Origin of the sequence: Dyadobacter beijingensis DSM 21582 (assembly GCF_000382205.1) — a bacterium.
GTDB classification, from domain to species: domain Bacteria; phylum Bacteroidota; class Bacteroidia; order Cytophagales; family Spirosomataceae; genus Dyadobacter; species Dyadobacter beijingensis.
In genome coordinates, this window is sequence record NZ_KB907787.1 from 924415 (window position 1) to 940409 (window position 15995).

Consider the following 15995-nt stretch of genomic DNA (forward strand, 5'->3'; position numbering starts at 1 on the left):
CTTCTGCTGGGAATGCTGATGGCCGTGAGTTTCGTGGCCTGCAAGAAAAATGAATCGAAAAAGGAGATCAGCCCTTCGGTAATCGGGCAGATCACGATGCAAATGACCGATGTCATGGTCCACGACGTCACGAACCCGCCTTTGGGGGCACGTTTCTACGCCTATGCCTGCCTGGCCGGCTATGAAGTGGTGGCATTGAACGACAAGCAATATGCCGGCATGCACGGCGTGCTGAATGATTTTCCGGAAATAGAAAAGCCTAAAATCGAGGAATATTCCTACCAGCTGGCAGCGGCATTGGCTATGCTCGAAACGGCGAAGAAAATGCAGCCTTCCGGCGGCGTGCTGCTCAAAACCTACCAGCAAAGCCTGATCGACTCTTGTAAAAAGATCGGTTTCGACGAGGCTGTGATCGCCGGTTCGCAGGAATACGCATTAGCGATCAGCAAGCAGATTTTGAAATATGCCAAAGCCGACCGTTACAACAAGATCAGCAACTTTCCACGCTACGAGCCGCACGGCGGTCCGGGTACCTGGTATCCGACACCTCCGGGCTATTTCCCACCGGTGGAACCGTATTTCAAAACGGTACGGCCATTTACGCTGGATTCGTCCGGGCAATTCAAGCCCGCGCCGCCGATCGCATTCTCGGAGTCGAAGGATTCGGAGTTTTTTAAATTAATGAAACGCAACTACGACGATACCAAGGAGCAGGAGCACCGCGTGATCGCCGCATTCTGGGACTGCAACCCGTTCGCGCTCGAAAACAAGGGGCATTTACTGGTAGGAATGAAGAAAATCTCGCCGGGAGCACACTGGATGGGCATTACCGACATTGCGTGCCTGAAAGCGAAGACCGATTTTGGTAAAACACTGCTCATCAACACCTCGGTGGCGATCGGGCTGATGGACGGTTTCATGGCCTGCTGGGACGAGAAATACCGCAGTAACCGCATCCGCCCGGAAACGGCTATCCGCAAGTACATCGACCCGACCTGGAAGCCATTTCTCCAGACCCCGCCATTTCCCGAATATTTGAGCGGGCACTCGGTCATTTCCACGGCCGCTGCGGTGATCCTCACGCATTACTTCGGCGACAATTTTTCTTATATCGATACTGTGGAAGAGCGTTTTAACCTCAAAGCACGCCCGTTCAAATCCTTCATCGCTGCATCGGAAGAATCGGGCATGTCGCGGTTTTATGGCGGTATTCACTTCATGGACGCCATCGAAAACGGCCAGAAGCAAGGTCAGCAGGTGGGCGAATGGGTGATCAGTAAGCTTGGCAACAAAGCCGTGGCGGCGTCAGGGAAGTAATACGCCCTGCCCGTTCAGGAGTGCTTTGGTAAAAGTGTAACCCGTTTCAAAAAGCTGGTCGGCCTTTCTGAAATCGAAGATACTGAACCGGCTCAATGCGGGTGGTTCGATCAGCAAATTGCATTTCGCGAAACGGGCCCTGGTTTTGGTGTGCATCGCAAGGATCAGGGCCCGGTACACGATTTCGGTCGTGCGTTTCAGCGGTTTGTCGAGATTGAAGGGGTTGCAATGGCTGCCGATGAAATAATCGGCGTCTCCGAGAACCGGCTCCACAGGCAGGTTGTTCAGTACGCCGCCGTCCACGAGCTCGTGTCCATCGTAATGCATCGGGCTGAACAGGCCGGGAATGCAGCACGAAGCCAGTACCGGCAATGCAAGCTCTCCGCTGCGGAAATGTACCTCTTCCCCCGAAACGATATCAGTAGCTGTTACTACGAAAGGCATTTTCAGCGACTCGAAACTGTTTTCCGGGATAAACTTGCGGAATGCATCCTCCATTTTGCGCATGTGCAGCAGCCCGCTCGCCCCGATACCGAACCGTAAATAGGAGTAAAAACTCGTTTCACGAATAATCCTCAAAACATCCCGCGGCTCGTACCCGTACGCGAGCAATGCACCTACAAATGCCCCCGAACTCGTCGCGCTCATCACATCTACCCGCACGCCCCGCTCCCGCAGCGCCTGCACCACACCCAAATGCGCAATCCCACGCGCACCACCGCCGGAAAGGATGAGGGCTGTTTTCATAACAGAATTTGAAGTTCTTCGATCCGTTCGAAATGCCTGGTATTCAATGTTGCAAGCGGCAGCGCATATTGCAATGCTGTGGCGGCGATGAAGATATCTGCCATGCCGATTAGCTTATTTTGCTTTTTGAGCGCCATACTAATGTCAACAGCTGTACGAGCAGTTTCCTTATCGAATGCCAGGACCTGTGTCCGGAATAAGAAGTCTTCCCAATAGGGTACCTGCTCCGGCGTAGTGCCCGTGTAGATTTCGAATTCGGTGATCGCCGAAATGCAATATCTCAAATCTTCCCTGACCAGTTTGATCAGCCGGGAATTAGTCTTATCGGACTTGCGGAAAAAATCGATGAGAATGGAGGTGTCAGCTAGGACTAGTTCTTTCGCCATTGGTCAATTGCCTTTCTGGTTTCTTCAATCGTTTTGATTTGATTTTCAGAGAACGTTGGGGCTGACAGCAGGAATTCTTCGAGCGAGCTGCCGGTAGACGCTCGTTCAAGCCGATCCAGCTCAGCTTTCAGTTGCCTGCGCTGGACTTCCGACAAGCCTCTGACGAGGTTTATCAGTTGGTCGAATTGGATGTCTTTTTGAGCGTGCATATTCAAATGTAACGAAATATCGGCATTTACTCAACCAGGAAATCCTTCAACGCCCCGCGCTCTTTTACCCGAATGCCCTTTTCCGTATTTTCTACTATTGCAGCCTCATACACCGGATCGTGCTCGAAAAGGAGGATACATTCTTCGGAAACGGCCTGGTCGAGGATGCGCTGCTTTTCTTCCATCGTTTGCAACGGCCGCATGTCGTAGCCCATGAGCCAGGGGATGGGCACATGGTAAGACGACGGAATAAGGTCCGCGCAGTAAATGATCCTGCGGTTTTTGTATTCGATCACGGGCAGCATCATTTGCTCGGTATGGCCGTCCACGTTTACCAGGGTAATGCCTGCGAAAGGCGATTGCCCGTTTTCCACAAACCGCAATTGCCCCGATTCCTGCAATGGAAGGATATTTTCCTTCAAAAATGAGGCTTTTTCGCGCGGATTGGGATGTGTGGCCCATTGCCAGTGTGCTTCGTTTGACCAATAAGTGGCATTCGGGAAAGTGGGGTCGAGGCGGGAGCCGTCGCGGCTGAACTGCACGGCGCCGCCTACGTGGTCGAAATGCAGGTGGCTAAGGAACACGTCGGTAATGTCTGCGGGGCTGAAACCCTTTTCTTCGATGGACGAAAGCAAGGTGGCGTCGCCGTGAAGGTCGTAATGACCGAAAAACTTGTCGTCCTGCTTGTTGCCCATGCCCGTATCCACGAGTATCAGCTTGCTGCCGTCTTCGATCAGCAGGCAACGCATGGCCCAGGTACAGAGGTTTTTGTCATCGGCCGGGTTCTGTTTATTCCAAAGCACTTTGGGCACCACGCCGAACATCGCGCCCCCATCGAGTTTAAAAAAGCCGGTGTCGATGATATGGATTTTCATAGGGTTTTTAGGATTTAAATCGTCTTGTTCAAAGGAATATCAACATTCCATCGACCTAACATACCATTATTTTTTCGATCTTCCGACCTGAATTACTAACAAGCCTTACCATGCGCGTACCTTCCCTCTCAGCCAGTTTGCTGTGTTTGTCAATGCTTTTGATTGATAATCAGTCCTATGCCCAGAAAAATCCCGTCGACTATGTCGCTACCATGATCGGTACCGCCCCTTCCGCGACGGAAAGCGCCAAAGCGCACAGCGAGGCGGGCAGCGAACTGAAAGGGCAGACGATCCCGGCGGTAGGTGTACCCAATGGCATGACGCAATGGACGCCCCAGACGCGCGCGACGGAAACCAAATGCATTGCGCCGTTTTATTATAACGACAACAAATTCCAGGGCTTCCGCGGTACGCACTGGCTCAATGGCTCCTGCGTGCAGGATTACGGCTCGCTCACGATCATGCCGCTCTCCGGCGAGCTGGTGACCGATCCCGAACTGCGCGCGAGCACATTCAGCCGCGATAAGGAACAAAGCACGCCCGACCATTACGGCGTATGGTTGCAGGATCACCAGGTGAATGCCGAAGTAGCCGCATTGGCGCGGACGGCCATGATGCGGTTCAAGTTCGAAAGCGGAGAGGAATCTTTCCTGGTCATTGAGCCCAATAGCGACGAGGGGGAAGGTTTCGTGGAAGTGCTGCGCGAGCGGGGCGAGATCGTGGGCTATAACCCCGTGCACCGTATTTACCAGGGTGCGGGGCAGCCGGCGGGTATCAGCGGGTATTTTGTCATCAAATTCGACCAGAAATTCATGCAGTCGGGCACCTGGCTCGGCGATACGATCACGCCGATGGGCCGCGTGCTGACGGGCAAGGGAAAGCGTGAGCGGCTGGGGGCTTATGTAGGTTTCGGGGATGAAAAACAGACCGTTACCGTGCGCATCGGGACATCATTTACCAGTATCGAGGGCGCCCGGGCCAACCTTGAAAAAGAATTGGGTACCAGGACGATCGAGGCCGTGCGTAAACTGTCGCAGGAAGCGTGGAACGAGGCATTGGGAAAGGTAGAAGTAAATGGCAGCGAGGACGACAAGGCGCTTTTTTACAGTGCATTATACCGTACCAAGCTCTCACCCAGGCTGTTTTCGGACGTAGACGGCAGTTACCCTTCCTTTGCTGGCGGTACGCCGGTTCAAAAGGCGGAAGGCTTCGACTACTATTGCGATTTCAGCATGTGGGATACATTCAGGGCGGCGATGCCGCTGGAAATCCTGCTGGAACCGAAGCGGGCAGGGGATATGGTGCAATCGCTCGTGAAAAAGGCCGAACAAGGTGGCTGGATGCCCATTTTCCCGTGCTGGAACCATTACACCGCGGCGATGGTGGGCGACCACGCGCTGTCCGTGATCGCAGATGCCTATGCGAAGAATGTCCGGAATTTTGATGTAAACAGTGCATACACCTCGCTCCGCAAGAATGCATTTGAGGTAAATACCAACTGGAAAAGCTACGAAGCCGGCCAGGGCCGCCGTGCATTGAAATCCTATTTGCAATATGGTTATGTGCCGCTCGAAGACAGCGTTTGGCAGGCATTTCACAAGCGCGAGCAGGTGTCGCGCACGCTCGAATATGCGTACGACGATTTTTGTCTCTCGACCCTGGCTGCGAGCCTGGGTAAAAAGGAGGACGCCGACCAGCTGCGCAACCGCGCACTCAACTACCGGAACGTTATCGACCCGGCGACCGGCTACGCGCGCGGACGCCACGCCGACGGCCGTTGGATCGCCAATTTCGACCCGTTTGCGAAGCGCGTCAGCTTCATTACCGAAGGCTCCCCGGCGCAGTACACTTGGTTTGTGCCGCAGGATATCGCGGGCCTGCAAAAGGTCATGGGCGGTGAGAAGCAGTTTATCAATAAACTCGATACGCTTTTTAACCAGGGGCATTACTGGCATGGCAACGAGCCGAACCACCAGATTGCCTATCTTTATGCATTTGCTGGCCAGCCGTGGAAAACGCAGCAGTGGACACGCACCATTATCCGCAGCGAGTACGATACCAGCGTCGGCGGGCTGAGCGGCAACGAGGACGGCGGCCAGATGTCGGCCTGGCTGGCATTCAGCATGATGGGATTCTACCCGGTAGCACCGGGAACAGACCAATATGTGCTTGGCAGCCCGGTATTCAGCGAAATGTCGGTAGTAACGGGCAAGAACAAGAAATTTACCGTCGCGGCCCGCGGCGTTTCCGACACCGCCCGGTACATTCAGTCGGCGACTTTGAACGGGAAGCCGTTTACACGTACCTATATTACCCACGGAGAGTTGCTGAAAGGCGGCACGCTGGTGCTGCAAATGGGGGATAAGCCCAACAAGCAATGGGGTACGCAGGCGGCGGATCTGCCTTTTTCGCTCTCCAGATAAATTTGCATTCATGGCGGTTGGTTTATAAATTCCAGAATTCCATTACTTTTCACTCCAACCCAATGAACCGCAGAGACTTTTTTGAAAAAGCCGTCCCGGCCAGCTTCGCATTAGGCGCAGTGGCTTCTTCCTGTGCGCCCAAAGGCGAGCTCAGGTATCCCGACAAGCATTACCACATCAGCAAAGGTTATCACCAGATCCCCAAACTGCGCCTCTCGATGGACCGCATCGTGAAGGAAACGGTGGGTTTGCGGCCGTTCCGCGCATCGGGCCCGCGCCTGGATGTGGAGAAGCTCGGTAACAAAACCATCGTGCACAATTACGGCCACGGCGGAAGCGGCTGGTCGCTGTCGTGGGGAACGGGCAACATCGCGCGGAAGAATGTGCTGGCGACGGGGGAGAAGAAAGTGGCGGTGCTGGGCTGCGGCACGGTGGGGATAGCCACGTCGCGGCTGTTGCAGGAAAGCGGCTGCGAAGTGACCATTTACACGAAGGACGTTCCGCCTAATATTACGAGCAATCTCGCGACCGGTACCTGGTCGCCGGCGTCACGGGTGTGCGACAAGAAGATCGCCAAACCGGAGTTTCAGGCCATTTGGGAGGACGCGACGCGCTTTTCGTTCCGCCGGTTTCAGTTCCTGCTCGGTATGAACGACATTGCCACCTGGGCGGAAGAATACAGCGTTTTCAAGCAGGAGCCCGTGTATGTTCCCGGTGGGGGAGGCGAGGAATTTGAAATAGAAGGGCTTTTGCCGGAGCGTGTGCGGCTGACGAAAAAGGAGCACCCGTTCAAAGCGGATTACGTTACCCGCCGTACCAATATCATGTTCAACATCCCGACTTACCTGCGGCACCAGTTGCAGGATTTCACGATGTTTGGCGGAAAAGTGAAGATTCAGGAAATCAAAAAGCTGGAAGATATCGACGCATTGCCCGAAAAGGTGGTCGTGAACTGCATGGGCTTAGGCGCGAAGCCGGTATTCAATGACGAGGAGTTGACGCCGATCTCAGGGCAGCTTTCCTGCCTCATTCCGCAGGGCGATATCAATTACAAACTTTATACGCAGGGCGCAAATTTCATTGCACGAAAAGACGGCATTTATATCGGTAGCAACGGCATTGTCGGCAATTGGGATACCACACCTAGCAAGGAGCAAACCGAGAAAACGGTAGGCATCCTCATGAAACTGATGGAAGAAATGAGGGGTTAAGCACCCGCTTCTTCTTTAAGCAGGTAGCGCCGGCGGATTTCGTTGATCAGGAATTTTTTGTGGGCCGTGAAACTTTCGGGATGCATGGTTTGAAAAAGCCCGTCCCATTCCTCGTACCGCATTACATCTCCTTTCCGGAATGCCCCGGCGTCTATTTTTTTTGCTTTCAGATATTCTTCGAACTCCATTTGCCTTGAATTTGCCCGCAATATACCCGATTAAAAGTAATCAGACCTCGGGAATCGCCTCTTCGTACTCATATTCCGAATTAGGTCCCTGGTAAATCACTTTCATGCCGGTCAGGTCGGCGACGTATGTGTGAATGCCAGCTTCCCCGATTTCGCGAAGAAAGGTCGGGTAGTCGGTCAGGCCGTCTTGCGTGCGTTTGATAGCCGCCTTCACTTCGTCGAGCTTGAATGCCTCGGCGCATTCGAATTCGGGCAGGTCGCCGGGTATGATTAGTTTGTCGCCGTTAACGGACGTATAGGTACGTTTATGGTTTTTTACCTTCACCTCATAATTGTCGACACCGATCGCTTTCAGGTTTTTGACAAAATGCGGATAGGGCTGGCCGGCAGACCGTTGCTCGGCAGAATGAATGAGTTCGTCGGTCAGTTCGATCATTTCCATGGTCATTTCACTTTAATAGTCCGTATAAAAATGCCTTAAAATACCCGTGCCAGCCTTGTAAGGCGGTTTCTGTGTAATTTATCAATCCGGCCCGGTAAAAAAAAATGTTGCCCTGCCGGCGGGCAAGACAACACGGTTCACAGGTTAATGTCAGGCGAATCAATGTGCCATATCGTCGTCTTCGGGATGGTGGACGATCAGCGAACTGCGCGTATCGAGTTTTCTGATCATCTCGTTGGACATCGCGTCGGCATACACGCCGTAGCTGCTCACGAGCGTTCCTTTCAGTCCGTCGCGGGATTCAATCGCATACAAAATTGACATATCCGACGGGTCGGTCATGCCTTCGAAACGGTATACCTGCACAATGTCGAAATCTTCGGGCGACAATGTCAGGCAAATGCCGTCGTCCTTATGTACTTCCAGGGCATGGGCCGTCAGGTTGAAGTCGTAGGTATAGCCTTGCTCCTGTAAATCTTCAAGCGTCTCGATGAGCGTATCGGGCTCACTCATGTTTTTGTTGGCAGGAGTCGGTTTCTTAACCTTATCCTCGCCTGTTCCTTGCAAGTCCATAGCATTTATTGTTAAGATTGATGATCTGAATGAATGAACGACTGATAATGGTTTCCCTGGTCAGAACAAAAAAGCATGCCTTGAAGCCTCGCCGTGTTACGCGGTGAAATGGTTTCCGCGGATGTACATGTTGAGGTACTTTGACCTCAATTTGCCAGATTTTGTAGAAAGTAGTCTGGATAAAAATCAGATTATTTTGGACGATAGACGACTTGTCCCGAGTTGTATGCCCCGAAGCATCCCAGGCCGCCGTTGATGTTGGTGTAGATCAATGACGGCTCCACGAACGGGTTATCGGAGTCGCCGCGTGTCTGCACCGAGCGGTGGTACTTGAAGTAATTTTCATCGGTATTATAGACTTCCATAGTCACCGAAACGATTTTGCTTTTGGGATACACAATGTAATCCACGCCATTGAAGCCGTAACTCAGCGGATCGGGCAGGTTCACGCGGCCAATGGGCGAGTTGAACACGGTACCGTCCAGGTTTTGGTCGCTGCGGAAGTCGTTCCGGCCAATGGTGTCATCCCAATTGAAGTTGAAGCGGTTTCTGATCCTCTTTTCCGTCATTTGGCCGGTATTATCGGGAAGCCGGTCGGCCACGCTGTATTCCAGGTCGAGCGAGGCGCGCACGCGGTAGTAATTCGTTTCCTGCGCAATGTCGTTCCAGGTCATTTTCAATGTCAATGAGGTATCTCTGCCTGCACCCGAACCTGAAAATGATGAGTCGATGTCGTATGTCGCGGGTTTAACTTCATTCGCCGGGACTTTACAGCTTGCATTTACCGAGCGCGCACCGTCGGTTACGGAAAGGAAATAGGTTTTGCCCGGGGAAATAATAAAAAGTGACTTATCGATGGAGAACAGCTGGCTGGTGGTGTCAAATGGCAATACCACCTCCTTCGTCCCGTCCGATAGCCTGACGACCGCATTGCGGATGACGCCGCCTTTGAGGTAATCGGGCTCGGCGAAAAGCGGTATCGATTCGGTCACGACCACATTGGTACGCGCTGCCTGGGGTGAAATGAAGCATTGCACCACCAGTTTCGAATCGACCTGCGGCAGCTTCGACTGGTCGATATCGGTAACCAGCGACTCGCATGCTGCCAGCGCCGCGGTGAGCAAGAGTACTATGAGCTTTCTCGAAAGCATGGGAAGCTGCATTTAGAATTTAAAATTATAACTGAAATAGGGCAGTACCGGGAACAGCGAATAGCGTTTCAGCGAGTATTTGGTGACCGGCGTTGCGGGCGTCACGTTCGGCATGATGACAACGTCTTCCTGGATGTTATAGAAAAACGGATTGCGGCGGTTGTAGGCATTGTACACGCCGAATTCCCAGGTGCGTTCGTGCCGCTTTTTCTGCTTGCGGAACTGCACGGCAATATCCATCCGGTGGAACGGCTCGGCCCGATAGCTGTTTTTCTCCCCGTATTCGCTCACCGTCGGCCCGAACCAGTTGATGGCCGGCTTACCGTCCGAAGTCACGCGCGTTACGAAATTATCGGTAGCCGCGCGGTAGTTCGATACGGGGAGCGTGAGCGCGTTACCGGTGCCGTACACCCACGTCGCCGACAGGGTTACCCTTTTGCCGAGCTCGTAAATGCCCACCACCGAGAGGTCGTGCCGGCGATCGTAGCGGGGAAAGAACGTCTTTCCGAAATTGAGTTCCGGGAATTTCCAGTAGGTCCAGGACAATGTATAGCCGATCCACCCCGAAAAGCGGCCGGTTTTCTTTTGGATGAGAAATTCCCCGCCGTACGACCAGCCCTTGCCCGCCGTTACATTATCCTCCCAGCTGAGTTCGTTCGCATTTTCGCCATTAATGCTCAGGAACGACGAGCCTTCCTTGTAGTTGAGGATGTTGCGCATTTTTTTATAATACCCTTCCAATGTAATGGTGAGTGCCGGGCGTTCGAGGTCTTTGGCAAAGCCCGCCGCCACCTGTTCGGATTGCTGCGGCGCCACGCGTGAGGTGGTGGGCACCCACAGGTCGGTCGGCAGGCCGAGGCCTGTGTTGGAGAGCAAGTGCACGTACTGGTTCATGCGTGCATAGGAGGCTTTGAAGGAGAGATTTTCCGCCAGGCGCAATGCGGCGGAAAGCCGGGGTTCGGGGCGAACGTAGGTTTTTACCTCCGTCTGAAAGGTGCTGAGGCGTATGCCGGCATTCACCTTCAAGGCGTCCAGCGCCTGCCAGGTATCTTCGATGTAAACCCCGGTTTCGAGCGAATGCACGGGCCGCACCGATCTTTCGATGGGATTGTCGGTAAATGTGCCTGCAATGGCCAGAGCGGAAGGTACAAACTTGTGGAATGTCGCTTGCGCCCCGAAGCGCACGGAATGCCTGGAAGAAGGGTAAAAGTCAAAATCCGTTTTGACACCGAGATCGCGGATGCGGGAGTCGTATTCGAGGCTGAACTCGTCGTCCAGCGTACCATCCGGGTTAAGTTCTTTGGAATAACTCGATACCCCGAATTTGAAATTGCTGAAAATGAAAGAGGTATTGACGAACAGTTTCTGGTTGAGGACGTGATTCCAGCGCATCGTGGCCGTGGCATTGCCCCAGTCGAGGCCGGCGCGGGTCTCGGTGGTACTGCTCTCCTCGTTGGCGTGGAACTTGTCGCGGCCGAAATAGCCGCTTACGTACAGCTTGTCCTTGCTGCCCAGATCGTAGTTCATCTTTGCATTGAGATCGTAAAAATAGTAACCGGGCTTCACCTGGCTGTCTTCGCCCCGTTGCTGGCGGGCGATGAGCGGCGCCGCCAGGAAATCGATGTAGGTACGCCTCCCCGAAATGAGGAACGACGATTTTCCTTTCGAAATAGGCCCTTCAAGCGTCAGCCGCGATGAAATAAGCCCGATACCGCCTTCGCCGTGCAATTTTTCCTTACTGCCTTCCTTCATATTCATTTCCAGCACCGACGAAAGCCGGCCGCCGTAGCGTGCCGGAAAGCCGCCCTTGGTAAGCTCCACGCTGCGGAGCGCATCCGAATTGAAAATGGAGAAGAAGCCGAAGAGGTGGTTGGCATTATACACGACGGCGTCGTCGAGGATGATCAGGTTCTGGTCGGGCCCGCCGCCGCGCACGTAGAGGCCTGTCTGGCCTTCGGTGCCCTTTTGTACGCCGGGCATGAGTTGGAGTATGCGCAGCACATCCTTTTCACCGAAGAATGCAGGGACTTTTTTCAACTGCTGTATCGGAATTTCCACCTTACTCATCTGCACCGTCCGGCTCACATAATCCTCCTGTTTCCGCGCCGATACAGTCACTTCTTCGAGCTGGGTAATGGTGGGTAGGAAAATATTCAGTTCGGTGTTGGTGCGGAGCGTTACCCGCAGCTCCTGTTTTTCGTAACCCACAAATGAGAAGGAAACCGTCGCGGAATCCGACAGGGGCACGGTGAGCGAATAAAATCCGTAGGTATTGGTGACCGCGCCGTAGGGCGTGTTACCGATGTAGACATTCACACCCGGAAGCTGCTCCTGGCTGCCTTTTTCCCGCACAAAACCACTGATCGTAACACGGTCCTGGGCGAATAAAAGGATAGGGCAGAGGAAAAGAAAAGCCGTAAAAATGAGACGCATAGACGGACGTGTGGGTTAGTTTCAGTAACGTGCCTGTGGGTGATCTAGTATGGAAATGGATATTTCACCAAGACGATATATCGCCACGTTCCGTTGCAGCATGGACAAAAGAAATGGCGGAATTTCCCGGCAATTCAGGAAACCCCGCCATTATAATCGGAAGCAAAGCTATTTGATGCCTTTGACCTTCATTTTTAGTCCATAAACTGCGGTTTCCGCCGTGATGAAGAGCAGGTCGCGGTTTTTGCCGCCGAAGCATACATTGGCCGTCCAGCCTTTGTGTACGGGGAAATGCGCTATTTGGGCGCCCGTTTTATCAAAAACCGTTACGCCGTCGCCGGTAATGTAGAGATTGCCTTCTTCGTCGAGGATCATGCCGTCGGAGCCTTTGGGAACGAATAGCTGCCGGTTAGCCAGAGAGCCGTCTTTTTGAATATCGTACACGTAGGTTTTGTTGTCGCCGATGTCGGCTACGAACAATCTTTTGCCATCCGCGCTGCCGATAATGCCGTTCGGTTTTTTCAGCTTATCGTCCACGCGCGTGAGTTTTTTGTGATCGGGACTGAGGTAGTATACATGCTGGCCGTCCTGTTGCATTTCGGGATCACGTTTCCAATAGTCGCGTTTGTAGAGCGGATCGGTGAGGTAAATGCCGCCATTCGCATCGATCCAGAGGTCATTAGGGCCGTTCAGGAGCTTACCGTCGTAGTCCTTAACTAGCACGGTCGGGTTACCTTTTTTATCAAAAGACCAGACCTGGTTTTCTTCGTCGGAACAGGCTACGAGGTTGCCTTTCTTGTCGAAATACATGCCGTTAGCACGCCCTGCCTTATCGGAAAATGTGCTGAAAGCGCCGGTCCCGGCATCCCAGCGGATGATTTTGTTATTAGGCTGGTCGGTAAAAAACACGTTGCCGTCCTTGTCGGCAACGGGGCCTTCGGTAAACTTATAGCCATCGCCCAGCTTCTCGACCTGCGCGCCCGGCGCCACGATTGATTTCGAATCCATAATTTGTGCGGATAGTAGAACAGGAGAAAACAGTGCGGCAAGGCCGACCATTGCTGTTCTGAACAAGATTGATTTTTGCATATAAAAAAGCCGGCCAGATAATGGTTAAGGACCGGAATATACTCATAAAAGTCTTTGATCAGCCTTGCTTTACTGCTTTCTCCGCTAAACCACCTCCTTCTCCAAAAGCGCGTCCAGCCGCGCGTAAGAATCTACCACGCCACGTTCCATTCCCGATTGCACCATGCCATCGCGATCGGCGACTGACTGGAAAACGGATTGGACGGTGAGGCGCGTGCGGCCGCCGGGGAGGTCTTCGAAGCGGGAAGTTTCTAGTATGACGTGGCCTTTTTCGGGGAGGCCCTCAAATTCGAAAGTCTGGATGATCCGTTCCGGCGCCGTGTGCTCGTGGCATACGCCGTGAAATGCGAACTCCATATTGTTGCCCGGAATGGTATTGATAAACCGGTAGGAGCCACCCGCATAGGGCTGGAATTTTTCGTATCGGACGGTCATTTCGTTGGGTCCGGAGGCCCATTGCGTAAGCAACTCCTCTTCGCTGAATGCGCGGAACACGATTTCGCGTGGTGCGTCGAATTCGCGGATGATGAAGAGCTCCTGTTTTCCTTGTTCGACTATGATTTTGGTTTCATTTTTGGTTGCCATGATTTTCGTTTTTTAAAGTGTTGATAATGTTGTCCAGTTTGTCAAACCGGTCTTCCCACATTTTGCGGAATGGCTCGATCCAGTCGGCCACCTCTGCCAGCTTTTTCGGCTGCACCGTATAATAGCGTTCGCGGCCCTGCGGATTAATGGCAAGCAGCCCGCATTCGAGCAGGATCTGCATGTGTTTCGAAATGGCCTGGCGGCTTACATCGAAGGCATCGGCCACAGCATTGGGCGTCATCGGGTTTTTCGCGATCAGGCCAATGATATCCCGTCGCGTCGGGTCTGCAATGGCCTGAAAAACATCTCTTCTCATTTTACTCTGATTAGTTGCGCAATCGATCGGTTGCAAATATATGTGCAATTAATCGGTTGCGCAATAGGGCGAGGAAATTTTTATAAAAAAAGCGTCCCGAATGAGACGCCTGAATGTATTTGCGGTTTGTGTTAACTATTTTCCGGCCAGCATAATCTTGGCCCCGCCCTTGCGGATCGACTCGTACACGGCATCCACGACGATCATATCCTTCAATCCTTCCTCGCCGGTCACGTTCGGGTCGGGTTTGTTGTTGAGGATAATGTCGGCAATGCCATCCATTTGAAGCGTCTGGTGGGTAACCACGGGTTGGTTCATAGGGCCGAGGTGTGAGCGGCCTTTAATGGGGCCGTAACCGAATGCGGGGCTGATCTCTACAAATCCTTTTTCACCAATTACGTAGAGCCGTTCGTAGTTGTTGAATGCATAGGTGGTGCCGCAGCTGGCCACGATGCCGCTCGGGAAGCCCAACTGGAACATGATGGTTTCGTCGACCTCCTTGAATTTGACGGGGTCGGTTTTGGTTTCCTGTGCCGTGACCCAGACTGGTTCTTCGCCCGTTGCGTAGCGTGCGCCGTTCAATGCGTAAATGCCGACGTCCATCATGGCACCACCGCCCGCGAGTGCTTTTTTGAGCCGCCATTGGTTAGGGTCGCCGGATTTGAAGCCCATGTAGTTGTTCACATGCATGATTTTGCCGAGCTCGCCCGCCTCCCGCATGCGTATGAGCTCGCGCGTGTGCGGCTCGAAATGCATCCGGTATCCGATGTAGAACTTCACGCCAGCTTTTTTACACGCCGCGATCATCTCGCGGGTCTGCTGTGCATTGTCGGCCACGGGTTTTTCACAAATTACGTGTTTTCCCGCCGCTGCGATTTGCAGCACGTGCTTGTGGTGCAGGGAATTAGGTGTAGTGACGTACACAATATCGATGTCGGGATTGTCCTTGATCTTGCTGACCGTCTCGTAGTTATAGGTGTTTTTTTCAGGGATATTGTACTTCTGTTTCCAGGTTTCGAGCTTCGCCGGGGTACCCGACACGGCGCCCACGAGCGTAGCCATTTTGCAATCTTTCATTGCATCGGCCACCCGGCCTGCGTAGCCGCCGAGCCCCATTAACGCCACACGCAGCTGTTTGTCGGCCTTAGGCCCCGCGTACAGCTCGCGCGCCGATGCAGGAAGGTCGGTCAGCGCCGTGGCACCGATGCCTAATGATATTTTTTGCAGGAAATCTCGACGGGTATCCATACGAATGAGTGATTTTCAGTTGAATATTCAAAAGCCAAAAAGTGACCCAGGCTGCTGATCTCCTTGGAATTTTGTAACTCATTTATTTGAAAGTGTTAGTTCGGTCAATGGCAAGATTGTCCGTTAACTCAAATATGTTTCCGGAGTAACTACTTGTATTTGTGCATTTTTGTAATCCTTGACGTTTCTCGTTACCAAAATGCCGATCTGATTTTCAGTAGCCGTATAGTATTGAATGGCATCCTCGAAATCGGCAATATCCGAAGTGAGGGCCAGGTCAATGATCCGGCTGTCAACCGACAGCGTCGTCACAATTTGTTTGAATGCCGCCAGCGGTTTGCGGCTGTTGCCCTGGCGGTAGGTCGATTGCAGCACGTAGGCGATGTTGGAGAACGAAAGGGAAGAGACGCAGATTTCCAAAAGGTTCAGGTCTGAGAGTGTGAAAAGCCGCTCGGCAAACAAACTGAACGGTTTTCGGCCGGAAAGCAAGTCCAGGCAAACGTCAGTGTCTACGAATATCCGCTCCATTTTAGCCTTCGTTCGCGTATTTTTTGTTTAAATGCTGGCGGTATTCCGTTTTGGGATTATAAGATTCGGGAAGTACAATTATGCCGGAAAGGCTTTTGACCAATGGGGTAACCTGGAAATCGTCCTTCGGCGGTGTTGTCAGGAAGTCGAGGTATCGTTCCACTAATTCGGACAAACTCACGTTCCGGTCCTTGGCGTAGGATTTGGCCTTTTCGATGACGTCGCTGTCAAGTTTCAATGTGAGCTTCGAGTCCATTGATACGTATGATGTTGT

The 15995-nt window shown here is 52.9% G+C and carries 17 protein-coding genes; 3 read left to right on the forward strand and 14 right to left on the reverse strand.

Going from position 1 to position 15995, the window contains the following annotated elements:
* The first annotated feature begins 12 nt into the window (after positions 1-12).
* Complete coding sequence (locus H144_RS0111055; protein WP_019942124.1) at positions 13-1317, forward strand: vanadium-dependent haloperoxidase; 1305 nt, start codon at positions 13-15, stop codon at positions 1315-1317.
* Here H144_RS0111055 and H144_RS0111060 read toward each other — a convergent pair.
* From H144_RS0111060 to H144_RS0111075, 3 genes are all read right to left on the reverse strand, one after another.
* Entirely contained in the window at positions 1306-2064 is a 759-nt protein-coding gene (locus H144_RS0111060; protein ID WP_019942125.1) for a patatin-like phospholipase family protein, read from the reverse strand. The genes H144_RS0111055 and H144_RS0111060 overlap by 12 nt on opposite strands.
* Positions 2061-2450, reverse strand: a complete 390-nt coding sequence (locus H144_RS0111065; protein WP_019942126.1) for a type II toxin-antitoxin system VapC family toxin — start codon at positions 2448-2450, stop codon at positions 2061-2063. Before H144_RS0111065 ends, H144_RS0111060 begins: the two co-directional genes overlap by 4 nt.
* A gap of 235 nt (positions 2451-2685) precedes the next feature.
* Positions 2686-3534, reverse strand: a complete 849-nt coding sequence (locus H144_RS0111075; RefSeq protein WP_019942128.1) for an MBL fold metallo-hydrolase — start codon at positions 3532-3534, stop codon at positions 2686-2688.
* 110 nt (positions 3535-3644) lie between these two features.
* Here H144_RS0111075 and H144_RS0111080 point away from each other — a divergent pair, with 110 nt between their 5' ends.
* Both H144_RS0111080 and H144_RS0111085 read left to right on the forward strand, forming a co-directional pair.
* On the forward strand, positions 3645-5957 hold the full coding sequence (locus H144_RS0111080; protein ID WP_026350603.1) for a GH92 family glycosyl hydrolase: 2313 nt from the start codon (positions 3645-3647) through the stop codon (positions 5955-5957).
* Positions 5958-6019: 62 nt separating this feature from the next.
* Positions 6020-7168, forward strand: a complete 1149-nt coding sequence (locus H144_RS0111085; RefSeq protein ID WP_019942130.1) for an FAD-dependent oxidoreductase — start codon at positions 6020-6022, stop codon at positions 7166-7168.
* Here H144_RS0111085 and H144_RS0111090 read toward each other — a convergent pair.
* The 11 genes from H144_RS0111090 to H144_RS0111140 form a co-directional block, all read right to left on the reverse strand.
* Positions 7165-7356 (reverse strand): hypothetical protein, encoded by a 192-nt coding sequence (locus H144_RS0111090; RefSeq protein ID WP_019942131.1) that lies wholly within the window; start codon positions 7354-7356, stop codon positions 7165-7167. The two genes, H144_RS0111085 and H144_RS0111090, sit on opposite strands and share 4 nt — an antisense overlap.
* Positions 7357-7396: 40 nt before the next feature.
* Positions 7397-7798 (reverse strand): DUF1398 domain-containing protein, encoded by a 402-nt coding sequence (locus H144_RS0111095; RefSeq protein ID WP_157504617.1) that lies wholly within the window; start codon positions 7796-7798, stop codon positions 7397-7399.
* A 159-nt stretch (positions 7799-7957) separates the two neighbouring features.
* Positions 7958-8371, reverse strand: a complete 414-nt coding sequence (locus H144_RS0111100) for a hypothetical protein (protein WP_019942133.1) — start codon at positions 8369-8371, stop codon at positions 7958-7960.
* A 191-nt stretch (positions 8372-8562) separates the two neighbouring features.
* Positions 8563-9522 carry a DUF4249 domain-containing protein gene (locus H144_RS0111105; RefSeq protein ID WP_157504619.1) on the reverse strand — a complete coding sequence of 320 codons (960 nt, stop codon included), beginning with the start codon at positions 9520-9522 and terminating at the stop codon, positions 8563-8565.
* Between the two features lie 12 nt (positions 9523-9534).
* Complete coding sequence (locus tag H144_RS0111110) at positions 9535-11955, reverse strand: TonB-dependent receptor (protein WP_019942135.1); 2421 nt, start codon at positions 11953-11955, stop codon at positions 9535-9537.
* A gap of 168 nt (positions 11956-12123) precedes the next feature.
* Positions 12124-12963, reverse strand: coding sequence for an SMP-30/gluconolactonase/LRE family protein (locus tag H144_RS0111115; protein WP_019942136.1), 840 nt, complete (start codon positions 12961-12963; stop codon positions 12124-12126).
* A gap of 165 nt (positions 12964-13128) precedes the next feature.
* Entirely contained in the window at positions 13129-13629 is a 501-nt protein-coding gene (locus H144_RS0111120) for an SRPBCC family protein (protein ID WP_019942137.1), read from the reverse strand.
* Entirely contained in the window at positions 13613-13945 is a 333-nt protein-coding gene (locus H144_RS0111125; protein WP_019942138.1) for an ArsR/SmtB family transcription factor, read from the reverse strand. Before H144_RS0111125 ends, H144_RS0111120 begins: the two co-directional genes overlap by 17 nt.
* 135 nt (positions 13946-14080) lie before the next feature.
* On the reverse strand, positions 14081-15193 hold the full coding sequence (locus tag H144_RS0111130; protein ID WP_019942139.1) for a Gfo/Idh/MocA family protein: 1113 nt from the start codon (positions 15191-15193) through the stop codon (positions 14081-14083).
* A gap of 123 nt (positions 15194-15316) precedes the next feature.
* The gene (locus H144_RS0111135; protein WP_019942140.1) at positions 15317-15721 is read right to left on the reverse strand and encodes a type II toxin-antitoxin system VapC family toxin; all 405 of its coding nucleotides are present in this window, start codon (positions 15719-15721) and stop codon (positions 15317-15319) included.
* 1 nt (position 15722) lies between these two features.
* Entirely contained in the window at positions 15723-15977 is a 255-nt protein-coding gene (locus tag H144_RS0111140; RefSeq protein ID WP_019942141.1) for a DUF6364 family protein, read from the reverse strand.
* Positions 15978-15995: the final 18 nt, after the last annotated feature.